The sequence below is a fragment of the Mesorhizobium sp. NZP2298 genome, from assembly GCF_013170825.1.
In the GTDB taxonomy this organism is placed as follows: Bacteria; Pseudomonadota; Alphaproteobacteria; order Rhizobiales; family Rhizobiaceae; genus Mesorhizobium.
Window position 1 is genome coordinate 2,660,509 of record NZ_CP033365.1, and the last position, 20,319, is coordinate 2,680,827.

17 protein-coding genes are annotated in these 20,319 nt (G+C 61.3%); 10 read left to right on the forward strand and 7 right to left on the reverse strand.

Features of this window, described 5'->3' with window-relative positions:
- Positions 1 to 250: 250 nt before the first annotated feature.
- From EB231_RS12885 to EB231_RS12900, 4 genes are all read right to left on the reverse strand, one after another.
- Positions 251 to 1,450, reverse strand: a complete 1,200-nt coding sequence (locus tag EB231_RS12885) for a mandelate racemase/muconate lactonizing enzyme family protein (protein WP_172349133.1) — start codon at positions 1,448 to 1,450, stop codon at positions 251 to 253.
- A gap of 101 nt (positions 1,451 to 1,551) precedes the next feature.
- Positions 1,552 to 2,595 (reverse strand): L-idonate 5-dehydrogenase, encoded by a 1,044-nt coding sequence (locus EB231_RS12890; protein WP_172349134.1) that lies wholly within the window; start codon positions 2,593 to 2,595, stop codon positions 1,552 to 1,554.
- Between the two features lie 22 nt (positions 2,596 to 2,617).
- Positions 2,618 to 3,391 carry an SDR family oxidoreductase gene (locus EB231_RS12895; RefSeq protein WP_172349135.1) on the reverse strand — a complete coding sequence of 258 codons (774 nt, stop codon included), beginning with the start codon at positions 3,389 to 3,391 and terminating at the stop codon, positions 2,618 to 2,620.
- Between the two features lie 53 nt (positions 3,392 to 3,444).
- On the reverse strand, positions 3,445 to 4,161 hold the full coding sequence (locus tag EB231_RS12900; protein ID WP_172349136.1) for a FadR/GntR family transcriptional regulator: 717 nt from the start codon (positions 4,159 to 4,161) through the stop codon (positions 3,445 to 3,447).
- A 168-nt stretch (positions 4,162 to 4,329) separates the two neighbouring features.
- Here EB231_RS12900 and EB231_RS12905 point away from each other — a divergent pair, with 168 nt between their 5' ends.
- The 5 genes from EB231_RS12905 (at position 4,330) to dgoD (ending at position 11,084) form a co-directional block, all read left to right on the forward strand.
- Complete coding sequence (locus EB231_RS12905) at positions 4,330 to 5,277, forward strand: ABC transporter permease (RefSeq protein WP_172349137.1); 948 nt, start codon at positions 4,330 to 4,332, stop codon at positions 5,275 to 5,277.
- Between the two features lie 21 nt (positions 5,278 to 5,298).
- Positions 5,299 to 6,378, forward strand: a complete 1,080-nt coding sequence (locus EB231_RS12910) for an ABC transporter substrate-binding protein (RefSeq protein ID WP_172349138.1) — start codon at positions 5,299 to 5,301, stop codon at positions 6,376 to 6,378.
- Positions 6,379 to 6,443: 65 nt separating this feature from the next.
- Complete coding sequence (locus EB231_RS12915; protein ID WP_172349139.1) at positions 6,444 to 8,990, forward strand: ATP-binding cassette domain-containing protein; 2,547 nt, start codon at positions 6,444 to 6,446, stop codon at positions 8,988 to 8,990.
- A complete protein-coding gene (locus EB231_RS12920) occupies positions 8,987 to 9,877 on the forward strand; it encodes an SMP-30/gluconolactonase/LRE family protein (RefSeq protein ID WP_206681908.1) in 891 nt (296 codons plus the stop codon). Before EB231_RS12915 ends, EB231_RS12920 begins: the two co-directional genes overlap by 4 nt.
- Positions 9,878 to 9,911: 34 nt before the next feature.
- Complete coding sequence (gene dgoD / locus EB231_RS12925; RefSeq protein ID WP_172349140.1) at positions 9,912 to 11,084, forward strand: galactonate dehydratase; 1,173 nt, start codon at positions 9,912 to 9,914, stop codon at positions 11,082 to 11,084.
- A gap of 408 nt (positions 11,085 to 11,492) precedes the next feature.
- Here the strand turns inward: dgoD and EB231_RS12930 are convergent, their stop codons facing one another.
- The 3 genes from EB231_RS12930 to EB231_RS12940 all read right to left on the reverse strand — a co-directional run bounded on the left by EB231_RS12930 (position 11,493) and on the right by EB231_RS12940 (position 14,106).
- Positions 11,493 to 11,966: an MgtC/SapB family protein gene (locus tag EB231_RS12930; protein WP_172349141.1), complete on the reverse strand. Its 474-nt coding sequence runs from the start codon at positions 11,964 to 11,966 to the stop codon at positions 11,493 to 11,495.
- A 216-nt stretch (positions 11,967 to 12,182) separates the two neighbouring features.
- Positions 12,183 to 13,376 carry an MFS transporter gene (locus EB231_RS12935; protein WP_172349142.1) on the reverse strand — a complete coding sequence of 398 codons (1,194 nt, stop codon included), beginning with the start codon at positions 13,374 to 13,376 and terminating at the stop codon, positions 12,183 to 12,185.
- Between the two features lie 40 nt (positions 13,377 to 13,416).
- The gene (locus tag EB231_RS12940) at positions 13,417 to 14,106 is read right to left on the reverse strand and encodes a Crp/Fnr family transcriptional regulator (RefSeq protein ID WP_172349143.1); all 690 of its coding nucleotides are present in this window, start codon (positions 14,104 to 14,106) and stop codon (positions 13,417 to 13,419) included.
- Between the two features lie 170 nt (positions 14,107 to 14,276).
- Between EB231_RS12940 and EB231_RS12945 the strand changes: the two genes are divergently transcribed.
- From EB231_RS12945 to EB231_RS12965, 5 genes are all read left to right on the forward strand, one after another.
- The gene (locus EB231_RS12945; protein WP_445299305.1) at positions 14,277 to 15,668 is read left to right on the forward strand and encodes a DUF1254 domain-containing protein; all 1,392 of its coding nucleotides are present in this window, start codon (positions 14,277 to 14,279) and stop codon (positions 15,666 to 15,668) included.
- Between the two features lie 204 nt (positions 15,669 to 15,872).
- Positions 15,873 to 16,664 (forward strand): hypothetical protein, encoded by a 792-nt coding sequence (locus tag EB231_RS12950; RefSeq protein ID WP_172349144.1) that lies wholly within the window; start codon positions 15,873 to 15,875, stop codon positions 16,662 to 16,664.
- Positions 16,665 to 16,718: 54 nt separating this feature from the next.
- Positions 16,719 to 17,744, forward strand: coding sequence for a DUF1214 domain-containing protein (locus tag EB231_RS12955; RefSeq protein WP_172349145.1), 1,026 nt, complete (start codon positions 16,719 to 16,721; stop codon positions 17,742 to 17,744).
- Positions 17,745 to 17,994: 250 nt separating this feature from the next.
- Entirely contained in the window at positions 17,995 to 19,311 is a 1,317-nt protein-coding gene (locus EB231_RS12960) for a DUF3300 domain-containing protein (protein ID WP_445299317.1), read from the forward strand.
- A gap of 22 nt (positions 19,312 to 19,333) precedes the next feature.
- Complete coding sequence (locus EB231_RS12965) at positions 19,334 to 20,284, forward strand: DUF2950 domain-containing protein (protein ID WP_172349147.1); 951 nt, start codon at positions 19,334 to 19,336, stop codon at positions 20,282 to 20,284.
- Positions 20,285 to 20,319 lie beyond the last annotated feature (35 nt).

The window sequence follows — 20,319 nt, forward strand, 5'->3', positions numbered from 1 at the left end:
TTTTCACTAGCGAAACTCGAGATTGAAACGCTGTTGAACGCGTCAAAAAGTTGACGTTCAGCCTGCTGTATGTTCGCTAGTTGTACTCGAGAAGTCGCATGAAGGGGCAGTCTGTAACTGGCTGCGCGATTCGGCCGCCCGATACGACAAGCTCGCGAGAAACTCCCTTGCTGGAAGCCTCTCGCAGCCGAAATAACCTGGTGGCTCAATTGAGTCCGGGCCCGAGCCTAGGGCACGATGGGAATTACCCCTACATCTGCGAAAGGCGCGTTGAGAGATCGGGGCGCTCAAAGACGGCAGGCTGCAACTCCGTGCCGAGCCCCGGTCCCTCCATGGGCAGAACGTGACCGTCGACGACACGTGGCAGCTCCGTGACCAGTTCATTGTACCAGCCGGTATAGAAGGCGCGCACCGATTCCTGGATAAGCGTGTTGGGTTGCGAGAAGGACGAGTGGACTGCCGCCACATACGCCACCGGTCCCGTGCAGTCGTGCGGCGCATAGGGACGGTGATAGGTATCGGCCAGTGCCGCGATCTTGCGGCCTTCGGTGAGCCCGCCCGTCCACACCAGATCCGTCATGACAATGCCGATCGCGCCCGCCTCCAGCATATCCTTGTAGGGGAAGCGCGATCCCAGCGTCTCAGAGGCGCAGATGGGCACCGAGGTGTGCGCCGCAAGCTCGGAAAGCGCCGAGGTCGAGTTCATGCGGATCGGGTCCTCGTACCAGGTTGGTTGGAAGGCTTCCAGTTCGCGTGCGATGCGCTTGATGCTGGGCAGGTTCCATAGGCAATGGAACTCGACCATGATCTGTATCCTGTCGCCTACCCGCTTGCGAATCTTCTCGAACGGCGAAAGAGCGGCGCGAAGCTGCGCTGCCGTGATGAAGCGCCCATCGTTCTCCACCGCGGCGGGATCGAAGGGCCATATCTTCATTGCTGTGATGCCGCTTTCCAGCAGGTTTTCGGCCAATGCGCCGGCGTCGGTCATGAAGGCGACCAGGTCTTCGTAAGGCCCGTCCGACGCTCCCATGTTCCAGGTGTCCACGGGCTTGATGCGGTTCGAACGCACATAGCCGTAGCCCGCACAGGTGTTGTAGACGGGGATGCGCTTGTGGCAGGCGCCGCCCAGCATCTGGTGGACAGGAAGGTCGCAGACCTTGCCGAATATGTCCCACAGCGCCAGATCGATCGCGGAAGCAGCCCTGTATTCCGCGCCGGTGGATGATTGCGCCAGCGGCAGGTTCACCAGTTCGCGCGAGAGCGCCTCGATGTGAAGGGGGTCGCGGCCAAGCAGTCGGCTGGACAATACCTCGTGGATATGGGCCTCCACGGCGCCGGCGCCGTAGAATGTCTCGCCGAGCCCAGTGATGCCGGCATCGGTCTCGAGTTGGACCCAGAGCACATTGGCGAACTCTTGCAGCCTCAAGGTGCGGATTGCGGTGATCTTCATGGACTTGGCGGCTCCATCGGTCGGTCTTCGCCGCACGCCGGCGGCCCTGAGTGGATGAATCACCGGCGATCGAGCATCGTCTCCCGGTCTTCCGGTTAGTGCTACATGTCCTGACCGAAGCTGATCTGGACCTTTGTCGCCTTCGATTTGTCGTTCGCAAGCGCAAAGGCCTCCAGCACCCGGTCGAGCGGAAAAACGGCGCTGAGCAGTGGCCTTACGTCGATTTGCCGGCTGTTGATGAAAGCGACGGCCTCCTCGAACTCCGCATCGAAGCGGAAACTGCCGCGAAGGTCGACCTCGCGCGTCACGATCAGGTTGAGGGGAAGCCCGACATCGCCTCCCAGACCAAGCTGCACCAATATGCCGCGCGGACGCAGGTGAGGGAGCGCGCCGCGCTGGACCGAGGCGCTTCCAGAGGCTTCGAAATGGACGTGGAACGCGCCGTTCCGCCCGGCGAGGTCGGCAAGCGACTCAGGTTCCTCCGCCACGTTCAGGATATGATCGGCCCCAAGTTTTTGCGCCAGAGCAAGGGCGGAGTCGTGGATGTCGGTCGCGACGATCCCGGCCGCGCCGGCATGGCGGGCGGCCATGATGGTTAGAATGCCGATCGGGCCGCAGCCGGTGACCAGCACCTTGCGTCCTTCCAGCGGTCCCGCCCGCCTGACGGCGTGCAGGCACACGGCAAGCGGCTCGGCCATCGCGGCCTCGCCCAACGACACGCCCTCGGCGACGGGAAAGACCTGATCCCGATCGACACAAAGCATTTCACGGAACCCGCCCTGGATATGAGGGAAGCGCATGGCGCTGCCCATGAAGCGCATATTGATGCAGTGGTTGCGCAGACCGGCCCGGCAATTCTCGCAATCACCGCAGGGCCGGCTGGGATTGATCGCTACGCGTGTTCCTGGTGTGATGCCGGAGACCCCGGAGCCAACAGCCGCGATGGTGCCGGCGATCTCATGCCCGAGGATCATCGGTTCGCGCAGACGGATCGAATCCGTCCCACCGTGATTGAAGTAATGCAGGTCCGAACCGCAGATTCCGCCTGTCGATATCCGGACTTGAACCTCACCTGGTCCAGGTTCGGTATTGGTGATTTCCTCGATCCGAAGATCGAGAGGAGCATGGACGACGACACCGAGCATTTTGGTTCCCTGAAGTGTTCGGCTAGAGGACGGCAAGCATGCCGCCATCGACATAGATGATCTGGCCGTTGACGTAGTCCGAGGCGGCCGATGCGAGGAAGATTGCGGTTCCCACCAGATCCTTTGGCAGGCCCCATCGGCCCGAAGGTGTGCGACCCTTGACCCAGGCATCGAACTTGGCGTCGGACGTCAACGCCTTGTTCATTTCGGTATCGATGTAGCCCGGGCCGATCGCATTGGCCTGGATGCCGTGCGCCGCCCATTCGGCCGCCATCGAGCGGGTGAGCATCTTGATGCCGCCCTTCGCTGCCGTGTAGGGGGCGACGGTGGCCCGCGCCACCTCGCTGGTCAGCGAACCTATGTTGATGATCTTGCCGCCGCCACCCCTTGCAATCATGCGGCGGGCGGCCTCGCGACCTATGATAAAGGCGCTGGTGAGATTGGTCTCCAGCACCCGCCGCCAATCGGCGCTTTCCAGCTCAAGCATCGGCCGGCGAAACTGGACGCCGGCATTGTTGACCAGGATATCGATGGCGCGACCCTCGTCGTCGAGGCGCCCGAACGCGCCCTTGATCGCCTCTTCATCGCATACGTCGAACACACTGAAGTGAACTTGTCCCGCGCGCTCGCCGAAGCTCTCGGCCGCCTGCGTGAGCCTGTCTGGATCACGCCCGTTGAGAACAATCTCGGCGCCGGCTTCCGCCAGACCGCGGGCCATGGCCAGGCCGAGTCCGCCGGATGACCCAGTCACCAGCGCGGTCTTGCCCGTCAGGTCAAAGTAGGGGATTGCACCCATGCTCAACTCGATTTCGATGCGGCAGTATTCAAGGGTTGGAACCGTGCCCCGGATCAAATGACTCCGGCGGTGAGAAGGGCGCGGACGGTGAGATCGAAATGGTCCGCCATCGCCTTCTCGGCCGCCCTTGCGTCACCCTTCCGAATGGCAACGGCGATTGTGCCATGGCCTTCGATGCTGCCCATGCGCTCGGCGTCGGTCGGGCGGGCGGCCCAACCGATCGCCCAATTCTGCCGCGTGACGGAAGCGAAGGATGTGACCAGCAAGGCGAAAAGGGGGTTGCGCGACGCGCGCGCCACGGCAGCGTGGAAAGAGATATCGAGTTCCATCACGTCTCCTGTCGCGGCAAAGCTCCGCTTCATCCCGTCTGCGATCGCACAAATCTCGTCAGCCTCCTGGTCGGTGCGCCGCAATGATGCGAGGGCGGCCGTCCTGAGTTCGATCGTGCGGCGCACGTCGAATATCTGCTGGACGGAAAGCTGGTTGGTATAGACGCAATGGTCGATCATGCGGCCGATGGCGGAACCGTCCGCGGGTGCCACGCGCGCGCGCCGGCCGTTGCCGACATCGATCAGCCGCAACGCAGCCAGACTTCTGAATGCTTCGCGGGCGACCGCGCGTGAGGCGCCTGCTTCGACGGCGAACGCCGACTCGCTGGGGAGCGGGGAGCCGGGCGCAAGTGCGTTGGTGCGAATATGGTCAACCACTCTGTCCGCTACGGTGTCGACGAGCGACTGCGGAGTATCGCCAGTTTCAGGTATTTTTGTCATCACAGTCATTTCGCCCCTTATCGCTTCAACCTATATGATAGGTCAAGCAATTTTTGCATGAATCTTAAGCCAAACCTGTTTACATTTATGATGGGTGCGTGATACAGCGCATGCCAGTTTTGGAGGAAGCATCGTGCACGACCCGATGACAACAGGGAAGTTCGCATAATGAGCCAGGCGCTTGGCATGATGCGTCGCTATCCGGTCTGGGTCGCGGTGATCCTGCTTTACGCCGTGGCGGGTTTCTTCTCGCCCGCCATGCTGAAACCTGAGCAGATCCTCAACATCCTTCAGGTCACGGCCTTCCTTGGGCTCGTCGCGTCGGGTCAGACCCTTGCCCTGCTCGTCGGCGGCATCGATCTCTCGGTCGCGGGTGTCGTCACCATGACCAACATACTCGCGACCAGCATGATGATGGGCCAGAACGAGCGCATTCCGCTGGCGCTGGCCTGTTGCCTGGCGCTTGGATTGGGGGTCGGCGTGATCAACGGGATTCTGATCGCAGTCCTTCGCATGGCGCCCATCATCGCCACCCTGGCCATGAACGCCATCCTGTTCGGCGCGGCCCTCGTCTATACCGGCGGTGCGCCGTACGGAACCTCCGCGCCGGCCTTTAACGTGGTTGGTCAGGGCTCGCTTTTCGGCCTTCCGGCGAGCGCCCTGTGCTGGCTGGCCATAACGATTGCGCTGGCCTGGATCATGCGACGCACGACGCTCGGCCGGTGGATTTACGCGGTCGGCGCCAACGAGACGGCGGCGCGCTTCATGGGGGTGCCGGCGCGCAGCGTGCTGGTCATCGCCTATGCGCTCTCAGCCATGCTGGCCGTGCTCGGCGGCCTTCTGCTCACGGCCTATATCGGCAATCCGAGCCTCGGCATCGGCAACCAGTTCCTGCTGACCTCGGTCGTCGCCGTCGTTGTCGGAGGAACAGCCCTTACGGGTGGCATTGGAAGCGTCCTTGCCACCGTCGCCGGCGCGCTGTTCGTAACTGAACTCAACAGCTTCACCAACATCGCCCAGGTATCCACGGGCGCCCAATACGTCATCCAGGGCGTTCTCATCGCCCTGAGCGTGATCGTCTACCGGCTAATCGGCGCGAGTGCCGATGAACGGTGAAATTCCAAAAGGAGGAGAGCAATGACAGAACATACTATCGACCGCCGCAAACTGCTGACGTTGGGCGCAGGGGCCGCCATCGGTTCCTTCGCACTCACCCGTGGGGCCTTGGCCGACGTGATCAGCAACGCCAAGATCGAAGGCTCGGCCGACATGGCCAAGGGCGCGCAAAAGTCGGGCAAGATGCGTATCGGCTTCTCGAACGGCTTCTCGGGAAACACCTGGCGTACGCAGAACCTTGCTTCCATGCAGACCGAGGCTGCCGCCAACAAGGACAAATACGACCTGATCACGGTCGACGGCCAGGGTGATATCACCAAGCAGGTCAATGACATCGAGGACTTGATCGCGCAGAACGTCGATGCCCTGCTTGTCATACCGAACTCGGGCACGGCGGTTGTTCCAGCACTGAGGAAAGCAACCAGGGCCGGTATCGTCACAATTCCCTTCAATCTGCCGGTCGAAGGAGACAACTGGACTGCTTTCATCGGCACAGATCCGAAGAAGAAGGGCGCAACCACGGGCAAATTCCTGAACGATGCGCTGGGCGGCAAGGGCAAGATCGTCGCCCTCGGCGGCCTGCCTGGCAACTCCTACACGGCCGAGTGCTGGGCAGGCGCGCAGACTCAGTTCGGTTCCGGCATCGAGGTGCTCGCCTTCAAGGATGCATCCTGGCAAGAAGACAAGGCCAAGGTGGTCATGGCGGACCTGATCGCCGCTTATCCGCAGATCGACGGCATCTGGTGCGATGGCGGGCAAGATGCGGCAGGGGGGCTCAAGGCGCTCATGGCGGCGAACCGTCCGCTGGTGCCCGCCACGGGTGACGACTACAACGGGCTTCTCAAGCTCTATGACGCGCAGAAGGCGGCCAATCCGAAGTTCAAGATCGGCTGCGTCTCCGAGCCGTCATGGGAAGGCGTCGTTGCGCTGCGCACGGCAATGAAGCTGCTTTCCGGTCAGGACGTACCCAAGCGCCAGATCATCAGCCCGGTCCTTATGGATGACAGCAACTACAGCCAGTTCATCAAAAAGGATCTGCCCGACGGGGTGTTCGTCGATACGCTGCTGACGGACGATGAACTGAAGAAGCTCTTCAGCTGAGGGCTGGAAGAACCGACCGGCGGGCCGCGCCAGGATGCGGCCCGCCCTTGCCTGAAAGACACCGAATGCAGCATGACCCGGCGGTTGGAACGGAAATCTACGCGCTAGAACTGAGAGGCATCGACAAGAGCTTTGTCGGCGTCAAGGCGCTGAAAGGCGCTTCGTTCGCATGCCGTCCAGGCGAGGTCCATGCGCTGATGGGAGAGAACGGCGCCGGCAAGTCGACCCTCATGCGCGTCATCGCCGGCGTCTGGAAACCTGATGCGGGAACGATCCTCGTCCAGGGGCGCGAGGTGCACATCACCGGACCGCGCCATTCCCAGGGTCTCGGCATCGCGATGGTCTACCAGGACACGCGCCTGGTTCCCGATCTCGACGTAGCGCAGAACATCTGGCTGGGACGCGAGCCCGGTGGGGCGATCACTGTCGATCGTCAGGCCATGGAGGAGGGTGCGCGCACTATCCTCGGTCGTCTCGGCGTTACCTTGCCGATGAATCGCCTGGTCAGGGATCTTGAGGTCGCCGAACGTCAGATCGTGGAGATCGCGCGGGCATTGACGGGCGATCCTTCTGTCCTGATCCTCGACGAGCCGACCTCGGCCCTCGACGCGGCTGAAATCGAACGCCTGTTCTCGATTGTGACCGAGCTCAAGCGGCAGGGCACAGCAGTCATTTTCATTTCCCATAGATTGCCGGAAGTCTTCGCGATCGCCGATCGCATCACGGTTCTCAAGGACGGTGAACTCGTCGGGACGGTCGACCGCGAGGCAGTGGACCATGAGAAGCTCGTGGCGATGATGGTCGGGCGCGATCTCGCCCTGGCCTATCCACCGCGCGCGCAAGCCGTGGGCGCGGAGCGGCTCAAGGTCGAGTCGCTTTCGAGCCCCGGTCTCTTCAGCAACCTTTCCTTCGGTGTTCGCGCCGGAGAGATCGTCGGCTTCGGAGGCATCCAGGGCAATGGCCAGGCCGATGTGGCTCGCGCTCTTTTTGGCTTGGTTCCCTGCGCCGGCTCGGTGATGTTGGACGGCAACCAGGCGCGTTTCAAGGCGCCCGCGCACGCCATCAAGGCCGGCTTGGTCTATGTTCCCGGCGACAGGCATCGCGAGGGCCTGTTCATGCCGCACTCCATCCGCGAGAATCTGTCTGTTCCACACTTGGCGGAATGGGCTGGTCTTGGACGCATCCCCAGCGCCCGCGAGCGCCAGGAGACACGCGATGCAATGTCGCGTTTCGCGATCAAGGCGGCGTCGGGCGAGCAGGCTGTACGCACGCTATCGGGAGGCAACCAGCAGAAGGTCGTGCTCGGCCGATGGACCGTCGGCGATCCCAAGGTCTATGTCTTCGAGGATCCGACCCGCGGCGTGGACGTCGCCACCAAGCTCGAGATCTATCGGCGCATCCGCGCTCTGGCCGACGCCGGCGCGGCGGTCATCCTGGTCGCCTCCGACCTGCTGGAACTGATAGGGTTGAGCGACCGCATCCTCGTCTTCTCCAAGGGCCGGATCGTCGACGAGATCGCCGGCGCCGAAGCAACGGAGGAGCGTATCGTCGGCAGCGCCGTCGAGGCCGGGCAGACGCATGGCGATCCGCAGGCTGCAACGTCTCTGATCGGCGGCGCGACAACTCCTTCGGCCGCGGCGAAAAGCGGCTTGGCGGCCGGTTCTGCCCTGCTTTCGCGCTATATAGGTCCGCTGCTGCTGCTGGTCCTCATAGCATTGCTGGGCTTGGCGACGACCCGCTACTCCGATTTCTTCCTGACTTCGCGCAACCTGTCGAACATTGCCGCGCAGGTGGCGCCGCTGGCTCTCGTTGCGCTTGGGCAGTTCTGCGTGGTCGTGCTAGGCGGCATCGATCTGTCCGTCGGCCCCCTCATCAGTCTCGTCACGGCCATGGCCTCCTTCCTTGCCGCGACCGAAGGTGGCGCTGGAGTCGTGGCTGCCATCTGTGCTGCTCTGGCGGCCGGTGCGGCGACGGGCCTGGTCAACGCCCTAATGATCGTGCGGTTGAAAATTCCCGACCTCGTCGCGACGCTTGCCACGTACTCGGTCGTATTCGGTCTCGCTCTGATTGTCCGGCCCAGCCCCGGCGGGCTGGTGAGTGACGATTTCCTCGATTTCTTCGAGACTTCGCTTGGCCCGGTGCCGGCCGCGGCACTCGTGATCGTGCTTGTCTACATTGCTTTCGAATACTTGATGCTGCGGGGCCGCCTCGGTCAGCGGCTCTATGCCGTCGGATCGAGCAGCGAGGCAAGTCTGGCGGTGGGAATCCGGACATCCTGGATCCGCGCGGCCGCCTATGTCTTCTGCGGCATTTGCGCCGCCATAGCCGGTCTTATCGTGACCGCGCGCATCGGAAGCGGCGATCCACAGGCAGGATCGACCTTTACGCTCGCCTCGGTAACGGCTGTCGTGGTCGGCGGCGTCTCTGTGTTCGGCGGACGCGGCACGGCGATCGGGGTCCTGCTCGGCGCCGTGGCGGTCGGCGTGATGCAGAACGCGCTGAATCTGATGCAGGTTTCCGCCTACTACCAGTATATCTGGACGGGTGGCCTCACGTTGCTTGCGGTCGCAGGTTACTCGCTGCGGCTCTCGAGGAGGAGGAAGAGGTCATGACAATAGCGGCATTGGAGCGGGAGGTTTGCTGCGTCGTCGACTGCGCGAACAGGCTGGGCGAGGTGCCCGTGTGGGACGCCGCTGAACAGGCACTCTACTGGGTGGACATCGAAGGCTGCCTACTGCAGCGCTTTCATCCCGTCTCCGGCGAAACCCTGACATGGCGGCTGCCCGAGCGAGTCGCCTCACTGGCGCTGCGTGAGGCGGGAGGCATCGTGTTGGCGCTGGCCTCCGGCTTCGCCTTTTTCGACCCGAAGACCGGTGGCATCGAACGGCTCGCCGCCCCCGAGGCCGACAAGCCCGGCAATCGCTTCAATGACGGGAAGTGCGACCGGCGCGGCCGCTTCTGGGCCGGGACGATGGACGATACCCTCAAGAACCGTACGGGCGGCCTGTATCGTCTCGATCCTAATCTTTCCTGTACGAGGATGGAGGAAGGCATCGGTATCTCCAACAGCCTGGCCTGGAGCCCGGATGACCGGACATTCTACTTCGCCGATACACTGATCCGTACGATCTTCGCCTACGACTTCGACCTGGAAAGTGGGGCGATCGCCAATCGCCGTGTGTTCACGGATTGCGCGGGGCAACCAGGGAACCCAGACGGGTCGACGATCGACGAGCAAGGATTCCTGTGGAATGCGCAGTGGGACGGCTGGCGGCTGGTGCGTTACGCACCCGACGGTCGTGTCGACCGCATCGTCCCATTGCCCGTCCAGAAACCGACGAGCTGCATGTTCGGCGGCTCCGATCTCTCGACGCTTTACGTAACGTCCGCCATCTGGGATCTCTCGCCCGAGGCATTGAAGCAGCAGCCTCACGCCGGCGGCGTCCTTGCTCTCGATGTCGGCGTACGCGGCCTGCCCGAACCGCGCTTCGCGGGCTGACGTTGTCTCACTCCTTCCATCAGGTGCCACGGCCTTGAAGATAACTGCCATAACGACCCGCATCGTCAACGCAGAGATGCGCAACTGGGTCTTCGTCAAAGTCGAGACCGACCAGCCGGGGCTTTTCGGCTGGGGCGAGGCGACGCTGGAATGGAAGACGCGCGCCGTAGCCGGCGCGGTCGAAGATCTCTCGCCCCTGATGATTGGGCACGATCCACGCGATATCGAGCAGGCCGTGAGGGTTATGAAGAAGCACAGCTTCTGGCGCCTTGGCGTAATCGGAATGAGCGCGATCTCCGGCATCGAGATGGCGCTGTGGGACATTGTGGGTAAGGACTTCGGCGTGCCGGTGTGGCGGCTGCTCGGCGGCAAGGTCCGCGATAAGGTGCTGGTCTATACCCATCTCGGCCTCGGCGACATGCGCGCCGTATACGAGACTCTTGAGGAAGCGCCACTGGTGGAACGCGCAAGCGAGGTGGTGGAGATGGGCTACCGTGCTTTCAAGGCAGTCTTCATTCCCTATACGAACTACCATGCGCCCCTGGCCGAGATCGACAAGGTCGCCCGCATGATGGAAGCAATGCGCAAGGCGACCGGCAACTCGGTTGAGATCATGGTGGATTTCCATGGCCGCCCGGCAAGCGCGGCGGCCTCGATCGCCTATATCGAGGCGCTGGCGCCCGGTCGCCCGATGTTCGTGGAAGAGCCCGTGCCGCCAGGCGAGACCGCTGCGCTAAAGACGGTCGCGCAAAGCGTTACGGTGCCGCTGGCGACCGGGGAACGCCTTGTCGACCGATCGGAATTCGTTGATCTGCTGAATGCCCGCGCGGTCGCTATCATCCAGCCGGACATCTGCCACTGCGGCGGTCTCGGCGAGGCCAAGAAGATCGCCGCGATGGCCGAGGCCTTTTCGGTGGGAGTGGCGCCGCACAATCCGCTCGGCCCGATCGCTGGCGCGGCCGCGCTGCATTTTGCGGTCTCGACGCCAAGCCACGTCATCCAGGAAGAGATGGTTGGCGCCGTTCCTTGGTATTTCGATGTGGTCCAGGGGCCCATTCGTCGTATCGATGGCTATTGGCAGGTTCCCGAGGCTCCCGGCCTCGGCATCGAGGTGGACGAGAAGGAATGCGCGAGGCACCCGTTCGCACCCGAAGTTCTGCACACACGTAACGCGGTTCTGGAAGATGGCACAGTCGTTGACTGGTAGGTCGTGCAACGTGCTGCCTTGAAATGTCCTCGCCCGCTGGACGAAACAGGGCTTACGAGGGGGACCGCATGGCGGCCAATGAGGGGATGGCGCGCCTGTATCGCGCGACAATCGGGCTGAGGCCAAGGCAGCCTTTACTTTCGACAGGGTCATGCGCGGCGACGAAGCATAACAGGACCTTCGTGCCACCAACGCTTCCCAGAAGCGCTTCAAGCGTGGCAGCTATCCCCGACATCAGGGCAGAGGCGTCACGCCGAGAAGGTCGCGCAGTTCCCCGGCTTTTCTGCGGCGATCTCGCGGCTACGCATACTGAAAGCTTGCGCTCGATCGCCGGCGGGACAAGGTTGCCACCGTTGATCAGGAATAGCGAATGCTACGTCGACCCGCCCAATAACAAGTCGGTCCTATTCAATCCTTTTTCCCCACTTGGACTAGCTGCAGGACCCCCAGCACGATCAGCGCCAGTACAGTAGCTAGCGTAGCAATCTGCCAGAACCCGAGCCCTACCGCTAAACCTATGGCTCCAGCCAGCCACATGCCCGCGCCAGTGGTAAGCCCCTGAACTTCTCCCTTCGAGAAGAAAATGATGCCGGCAGCCAGAAACGCCACTCCTGCGGTAGTGGCTTCGATCAGCCGGAGGGGATCAATCGCGACCTCCTGACCATCAAACACGTGAAGGTGGGTGATCTCGATTGCCAAGACGGCGATCAGGGCCGTGGCAACGCAAACAAGAATATGGGTCCTCAATCCGGCCGGCCGGTTACGCCATTCGCGTTCGGCACCGACAACCGCTCCCAAGAGCGCTGCAAGCAAAAGCCTGGCCGAAATTACGGAAAAGGGGAGCCAAGTCGTTTGCCCAAACCGCTCAATGAACTCGTCCATGAGGTCCAGAACGCAGTGTTGGCAGCTCGGTTCCCTCCCCACCGTGCCAATCCAGAGGAGACTGCTTTGTCCACACCACGCGACTATCATTCCCAACGATGACGGCGAGGACGTCGTTTCGAACATTGCCCAGATCGAGGGTGCGTCGGCGTTGGTCTGGGTTCAGGTCGAGCATGACGGCGGGCAGGGCAAGCTGCGGCTTGGCACGAGGCGCTACTACAGTTGGTTCGCCGCGGCAGATCTCCATGCCGAAATCGCAACCAGGCATGCTATCGCAAGCAGTACTGTCGCTGCAGAAAATGGGGCCTCAGGGGATATCCGATGAAGGCTGGCACCGGCGATCGGCCCGATTGCCTGCCCCAGCCCCTGAGCGAGGACATTGACGCCTGCGGCCTTGCCCTGCGCGCCGCCTCCAGTCCACAAACTGAGCGAAGCGAGATTTCCAGTCAGCATGAGACCCAGACCGATGCCGAGCAGGATCAGCGTGGCGAAAATCGCGGAATAGGTCGTCACCAAGGTGCAGATCAGCATGGCAATTACTGCCGTGATCGCTCCAACCCCCAGCAGCCGGGCTGACGTCCATCCGAAGACGCGAACTGCACAAGCCTGCACGACAATCATAGCAAGCGCCGTCGCCATCAGCGCCGCGCCTCCCCTGGAGATCGATTCTTCGATCGTGAAGCCCAACGTATCCTGCAGACGCAGCGCCGTAACTTGCTGCAGGATGCTGTACGCAGAAATAGACGCAAGCGTGATCGCCAAGAATGGCCATATCCGGCCGAGCGGGAGGCGGGTGTCTGAAATAGCTGTTGAGGCGGCGCGGATGGGTTCCTTGGCCAGCCAGAGGATACTCGACAGTGCAACAGCAGCCAGTATTGCGATGATGGCGAAAGCCATGACCGGATTGGCTCCCGCAACGCGCCACGCAAGCGCTGCCCCAAGGATAGCGCCAACGCCGATAGCCACCCCGAGGGTGGCCATACCATTGGCCCGCTGGGCTGGAGGAGTAACGTCCGCCATGTAGGCTTGTGCTGCGGGCAAGATGCCGCTGGTGACCAAGGTTTGAGCCGCGCGGACGACGGCTATCAACACTAGCGCCAAGAAAACGCTCAAGGTACCCGACAGCCGAAAATGGACGATCGCACCAAATCCGACGGAGCCCAGCATAGCCCCAGCAAGAGCTGCCAACAGGACCGGACGTCGCCCGATGCGTTCGCTGAGATAGCCCCAGGCAGGGGCCGAGGCCATGATAAGCAAAGCAGACAAGCTGAGTATGCCGCCGATGTGGAGGTCCGAGAAGCCCAGGCGCCTTCCCAGCGGAGGAAGCACGACGAGAAGAAAAGATTGTCCGGTGGTGAAAACCGTCAGGCTGAGAAATAGCGCTATCTGTGCCTTTGATGTCTGAGACACTACGTTCAAAGCTCCCCCCTTGAGACTTTTCGCTGCCTAACTACTCCGACCCGTCACCTTCGGAGAACTGTCGCAGCACCCGTGGTTTCATCACGGTAACGGACCGATAAGTGTATTTCACCCAGCCATGAGAAGCGAAACGCCGCATTGCTGCGTTGACCTGTTGCCGCGACGCATTCGCCATGATGCCAAGGTCTGCCTGAGACAACGGGATGGGCATGTCGCCGAGCCAACCGGCCCGTTGGAGCACGGACGCTATCCTGCGCCCGACATCCCGCTTCTGCAGGTCGTGAACGATTCGGAGCAGCACGTCCACGGTGAATACCGTATTCATTCCAATCGCGCGCGGTACGCCGGGGTCGCGCGCCGTCATCTGCTCCAGGGCATCCAGCGGCACATGCATCATCCAAGCGTCGCTGAGAGCCCTCATCTCTGCCCTGCGTGGCTGGCCAGTCAAGAAGGGGCCTTCACCTGTCCAAGATCCCGGCATCCCAAGATGGATCAAGCGAGGGATTGCGTCGGGTGGCGCTGTGTTGATGGTAAGCGAGCCGGCAACGAGCCCGTACATCCCACCGGGCGGATCACCAAATCGGTAGATGATCTGATCTGGAGCGAATTTCAGGAGGTGCGCATGGCGCAACAGGGTGGCTCTGAAGGGGTCTCCCACATTCGTGAGCCAAGCGCCTTCGCTCATGACTTGTTCTGCCTGTTCTCGCGTCAAGTTCAGCATCTAGCCCCCAGATTGTCTGGATCCGGACAGTGTCTCCATCTCGATTGTGTAGTTTGTCAGCACCGCTATTTCCAGAGCGGAAATGAAGGAACAGGGGATTTCGCCGGCCGCAGGAAATGTTCTTTGCGCGCGGACAATATACGTATTGCAATATCGCCACGAGGATGACCATGATCAGGTTTATTTTTACTGCAATCGCGTGTGTGATGGCAGTGCATTCTGCTATTGCTCAAAATTTATCGCCTAAGGAGGCCAGAGATATAGCAAAAGAGGTCACGATCTATGGTTTTCCGCTTGTAGATAATTATAGAGTTCAGTATTCGTATTTTGTTGATCGTAACAATCCTGACTTCAAAGCGACCTGGAACAATATCAACAACGTCGCTCGCGTCTTCACGCCAGATGACAAGGCGATCCAGACTCCCAATTCCGACACGCCTTATTCACAGCTCGGCGCTGACTTGCGCGCCGAGCCGCTGGTGATCAGTGTGCCTGAAGTCGAGGCCGGGCGATATTATTCGCTCCAGTTCATCGACATGTATACGTTCAATTTCGCTTATGTCGGCAGCCGCGCCACCGGCAACGGAGCAGGGAATTTCCTGCTTGTCGGTCCGCGCTGGAGCGGCGAGAAACCGGCAGGCGTCAAGGCTGTCATCCGCTCCGAAACCGACTTCGATTTCGTGCTCTACCGGACACAACTCTCCGGTGCGGCCGACATCGACAAGGTCAGGAAAGTTCAGGCGGGCTACAGTGTGCAACCGCTGTCTCGGTTCCTGGGGCAGCCGGCGCCACCCGCGCCTCCTCCCGTTGATTTCATCAAGCCGCTGTCGCCGGAAGACCAGCGCAAGTCGCCCGAATTCTTCAACATTCTCAATTTCGTTCTTCAATTCTGTCCGACGCACCCATCCGAAGCTGATCTCATGGCACGCTTTGCCAGGCTCGGCATCGGCCCTGGCAGGAAGTTCGACTTCGCAGCGATGTCACCGGAAATGCAGCAGGCCGTTCTGGACGGAATGGCTGATGCATGGAAGGAGTTCGCCGACTTCAAGGCGACGATGGTCGATACGGGCAAGCGGCCCGCCAGTGAGGCGTTCGGTACCCGCGAGTTCATGAAAAACGACTACATGGCCCGCATGTCAGCGGCCGTACTGGGCATATACGGCAACTCGAAAGAAGAGGCCCTCTACCCGACCTATTTCGCCGATGCCGACGGCAAGGCTCTGAGGGGGGACCACGACTACCGGCTATACCTCACGCCGGACAAATTGCCGCCGGTCAACTCGTTCTGGTCGCTTACCGTCTATGACCTTCCGGAAAGCCTGCTCTATCCGAATGCCCTCGATCGCTATCTGATCAACTCGTCGATGTTGCCAGACCTGAAGCGTGACGCCGACGGTAAGATCACGATCTACCTCCAGCACGAATCTCCGGGAAAGGACTTGGAGGCGAACTGGCTGCCGATTCCGGCAGGGCCATTCTGGGCAACGTTGAGACTTTACTGGCCCAAACCCGAAGCGCTCGATGGCCGTTGGAAGCAGCCCCCACTCGAGCGGGCTCGATAAAGCTGCGGCATCATAATTCAAATCAGCCACAGTTAAGATGATCGTCAACATTGTCCGAATCCGGACAGAGTGACGGAGGGGAATGTGCGATCTGATCGTCGCCGACGAGGGGCGGACCGCAATGGGGATTGCGGACTACGCTCACGCTGCTCTTTCCGAGGTGAGATGGACCGAGAATTGTCACAACGCAACGAGGAACGGTAGATGAAAACTAGCACCAAATTCGGATTGGCGTTGCTTGCCTGTACAGTAACGGTCTCATTCGCCCAAGCTGCGGACGTTCCGCAACCGGTCATCCTGCCTGAGGCAAAGCCGGCTGCGGACGATGGCTGGACCTTTGCGGCCAGTTCCTATTTCTGGGGCGCCGGCATGTCGGGTGACGTCGGACAGTTCGGCCTGCCGGCGGTTCACGTCGCATCCGATTTCGGCGATATACTGAAGGACTTGGATTTCGCGTTCATGGCGATCGGCGAAGCCCGCCACGACCGGTTCAGTATCTTCGGGGACGTCATCTATACCAAGGTCTCCACGGGCTCGGGCACGCCCCTGGGCGTTGTCGCGAACAGGGTCGATCTCACGTCGGAGACGTTCACGGGACTTCTTGGGGCGGGCTATTCCGTCTTTCTGGACGGTCGCAGCAATCTCGATCTCGTTGCCGGCGCACGTGTCTGGCACGCGAGTACGGACATCTCCTTTGCCGGCGGTGTTCTGGATGGGGTCTCGGCGAGCGACGGCGCCACGTGGGTCGACGCCATGACCGGCGTTCGCGGCAGGTATTTTCTGACGGACAAGGTCTACCTCAGCGGATGGGGCTTGATTGGGGCAGGCCAGGCAGACCTCGACTGGGATCTCGCCGCCGGCGTCGGCTACGAGTTCAGCGACCGGATCTCGGCCGTAGCCGGGTATCGCGCTCTCGGCGTCGACTATAGCCATGACGGCTTCGTGTTCAATGTGGTCCAGCAAGGGCCGATCCTCGGCATGGTCATGCGGTTCTAACGCTGCGGGCAGGGCAGACTCTGCTGCCACAACAATTCAATCATGGAGGTTTCTATGTCTCGAAAGAAATTGGGTTCTTTGGTGATTGCCGCCGCAGCACTGCTTGCGGCCGCGCTGCCGGTCGCCGCCGCTCCGATCACAGTCAACAGCGACAACTTCGTCCGCGCCGAAAGCGACCTTTACTTCTCTGGCATCGCCAAGAATGGCGGCTTCGGCAAGTTCGACCACACGCGGGAAATGGCGCCGCTTGATAAGCAGACAGTTGTCCGCCTGAATCGAGATACCCTTTATTCGTCCGCCGTGTTCGATCTGGATGCCGGACCGGTCACGATTACCGTGCCGGATCCCGGCAGCCGGTTCGTGTCGCTTCTTGTGATCGATGAGGACCACTATGCCCATGGCGTATACTACGGGGCTGGTTCGCATACCTTGACGCGCAAAGACATAGGCACCCGTTATGTGGCTGCCGCTTTCCGTTTCTTTGCCGATCCCAGCAAACCTGAAGATATGAGCAAGGTTCATGCGCTTCAGGATGCGGTCACGGTCAAGCAGGCAGCAGTGGGCAGTTTCGAGATTCCCGAGTGGGACAGCAAGAGCCGGGACAAGACCCGTCGCGCGCTCCTGGATCTCGGCGCGTTGCTCCCGGATACCGCCAAGATGTTCGGATCGCGCGACGAGGTCGATCCGGTCCGGCATTTGATCGGAGCAGCGCTCGGATGGGGCGGAAACCCGGACAAGGAAGCATTCTACCTCAACGTGACGCCTGAAAAGAACGACGGCAAGGTCATCTACCGGCTGACTGTGAAGGATGTGCCGATAAAGGATTTCTGGTCAGTCACTGTCTACAACAAGGACGGCTTCTTCACACAGAACGACTTGAACGCGTACTCGCTCAACGATGTGACGGCGAAGAAGAGCGCGGACGGATCGATCATGATCCAGTTCGGCGGCTGTGACGGCAAGATCGCGAACTGCCTGCCGACGCCCGAGGGTTGGAACTACATGGTCCGCCTTTATCGCCCTCAGGCGCAGATACTCGACGGGAGCTGGAAGTTTCCGGTCGCCCAGGAAGTGAAGTGAGCCGTCGCGTCCTTCTGAAAGGCACCGTCGCGCCTGATGTCTTGCCGGCGCTCCGGCTTTTGCGCGGGAAGACCTCAGGCCGCTGGTTCGCGAAGCCAATAGCTGAGGCTGTCCGAGGGTGAAGAACCACCTGTACGCCCTTTAGCCCGGCGGGCAGCCAATATCTTCCGAAGCTGGAGGCGTTGGACGGGCGCCGGCCGCCGCCTCTAGTCCAACTGTCTGAGGGAACACACGTATGCGCTTCTCTTGTTTGCTGTCTCTACGACCATTGGCCGGCGCATCGGTAGCCACCGCGTTGCTGGTGAGCGTCTCATTTTCCGCGTTTGCGCAAGAGCAAGCGGCTGCCTCGAACGCGGCCACATCAACTGCGGCCGCGACCGCTTCACCCGCGCCATTGAGCGCCGACGAGATGGAAATCCTGGTCGCGCGCATCGCCCTTTATCCAGATGATCTTGTAGCCGTCATTTCCGCCGCCTCGCTCTACCCGCTCCAGATCGTGGAGGCGCAGCGCTTCCTCGACGGCTACAACAAGGACAAGACCCTGAAGCCCAAGGAAAGCTGGGACGGCAGCGTCATTTCGCTTCTGAACTATCCCGAGATCGTCAAGATGATGAGCGACGACCTCGACTGGACACAGACGCTCGGCGAAGCGATCGCTTATCAGCAGAAGGATGTGCTGCTCGCCATCCAGCAGCTTCGCGGGGAAGCGGTTGCCAAGGGCGTCATCAAGACAGACGACAAGGTCAAGGTCGAGAAGCAGGCAGACAACATCGTCATCCAGCCGGCGAGCGCCGACACCATCTACGTTCCGCGCTACGATCCGAAGGTACTCTACGTTGCGAACTATCCGCCGGCGCCGGTCGCCTACTATCCCGATCCTTATCCCTATTACTACAATCCGACGGCCCCCTTCTTTGCCGGCGCGGTGACCGGCGCCGTCTGGGCCGCGGCCGTAGACTGGGACGACAGGGACGTGTGGGGCGGCCACTGGAGCGGTCCGGATATCAACATCGATTGCGATAGATGTCTCAACAACATCGACCTCGACGGCAAGGTGAATTTCAACGACATCGACTGGAAGAACGTCGATCGATCGAAGATCAAAATCGACAAGGACCAGTTCGCCAAATTCGACCGCACCCGCATCAAGGGCGGGATCGCGGCCAACGGCGACAACGCATTGAGGGACCGTGCCGGCGACATCAAGCGGGACAATGCCGTCAACCGACCCGGCAGGAAGCAGCAGGCGACCGACATCCGCAAGAACACCCTGGAAGGGCTCAAGGCGAAGCCCGGTGGCGGGACAACTGCAAAGAAGACGGAGATCGCGAAACGCGACGTCTCCAAACGGGACATCCAGAAGCCGGGCAACATAACCCGGCCGGTCGGCAAGGTGAAGCCTGCGGCCAAGTTGGACAGCCGGCCGAAGAAAATGTCGGGTCTTGGAGACATGGACCGCGGAAAGATCTCTCAGTTGCAGTCCGACCGCGGCCGCAAGTCCCTGGGAGGTGGGCAGCGCGGCGGCGCCGGCAAGGCCATCAAGCGTCCCGCCGGTCACAGGCGTTGATATTGAGGGAAAGGACCAGACAATGAAGTCGACCCTTCGTGCCATGCTTGCCTGTCCGGCCCTTGCCGTCGCGTTTCTCCTCGGTCATGCTTCGGGGCCTTCGGCCGCCGCCCAGAGTCTGCAGGAGGTTGCCTCCCTTGCCGCCACCACGGAACCGCCGGCTTTCGACAGCGCCGATGCCGCGGTGACTGCTTTCAAGGAAGCGCTTCGCGCAAACGATATCGATGCGCTCGCCAAACTGCTTGGGCTCGACGTCGTGAAGCTCAAGGCCGATGCGAATACCGCCACCACCTTCATCCGGATCCGGGATGGCGCTGCCCGGCAATTGGTCGTCGAGGATGAAAGCGATCGCAAACTGATAGAGATCGGCGATAAGTTGTGGACGCTGCCTTTCCCGCTGGTGAAGGGCAGCGACGGCAAATGGGCCTTCGACACCTATGCCGGGCTGGAAGAGATCGTAAATCGCCGCGTCGGCGCAAACGAGTTGGAAGCCATCGCGAGCCTGCGCGCCTATGTCGACGCCCAGAACGATTATTTCCTACAGGATCACGACAATGACGGCGTGCCCGAATACGCACAGAAGCTGATCAGCAGCAAAGGCGCCACCGACGGCCTCTATTGGCCAGCCGAACAGGGCGACGGCGACAGCCCCGCGGGCGATTTCGTTGATCAGGTGCCTTTGGGCAAGGCCATCAAGGGTGAGGGCTATTTCGGCTACCGCTTCCGTATCCTGACGAAACAAGGCGCCAACATCGCCGGCGGCGCCTACGACTATGTCATCAACGGCAACATGATCGCGGGTTTTGCCCTTATCGCCTGGCCGGTCAAGTACGGCGAGACCGGCGTCAAGACCTTCGAAGTCAACCAGCACGGAATCGTCTACGAGGCCGATCTCGGCGCGAACACCGACGCTGTCGTGAAGCACATAAACAGCTTCAATCCCGATAAGGGCTGGGACGTGGTCGGAGACTGAACGGATATCGTGCCCATGAGGAAACGCGTCGCACG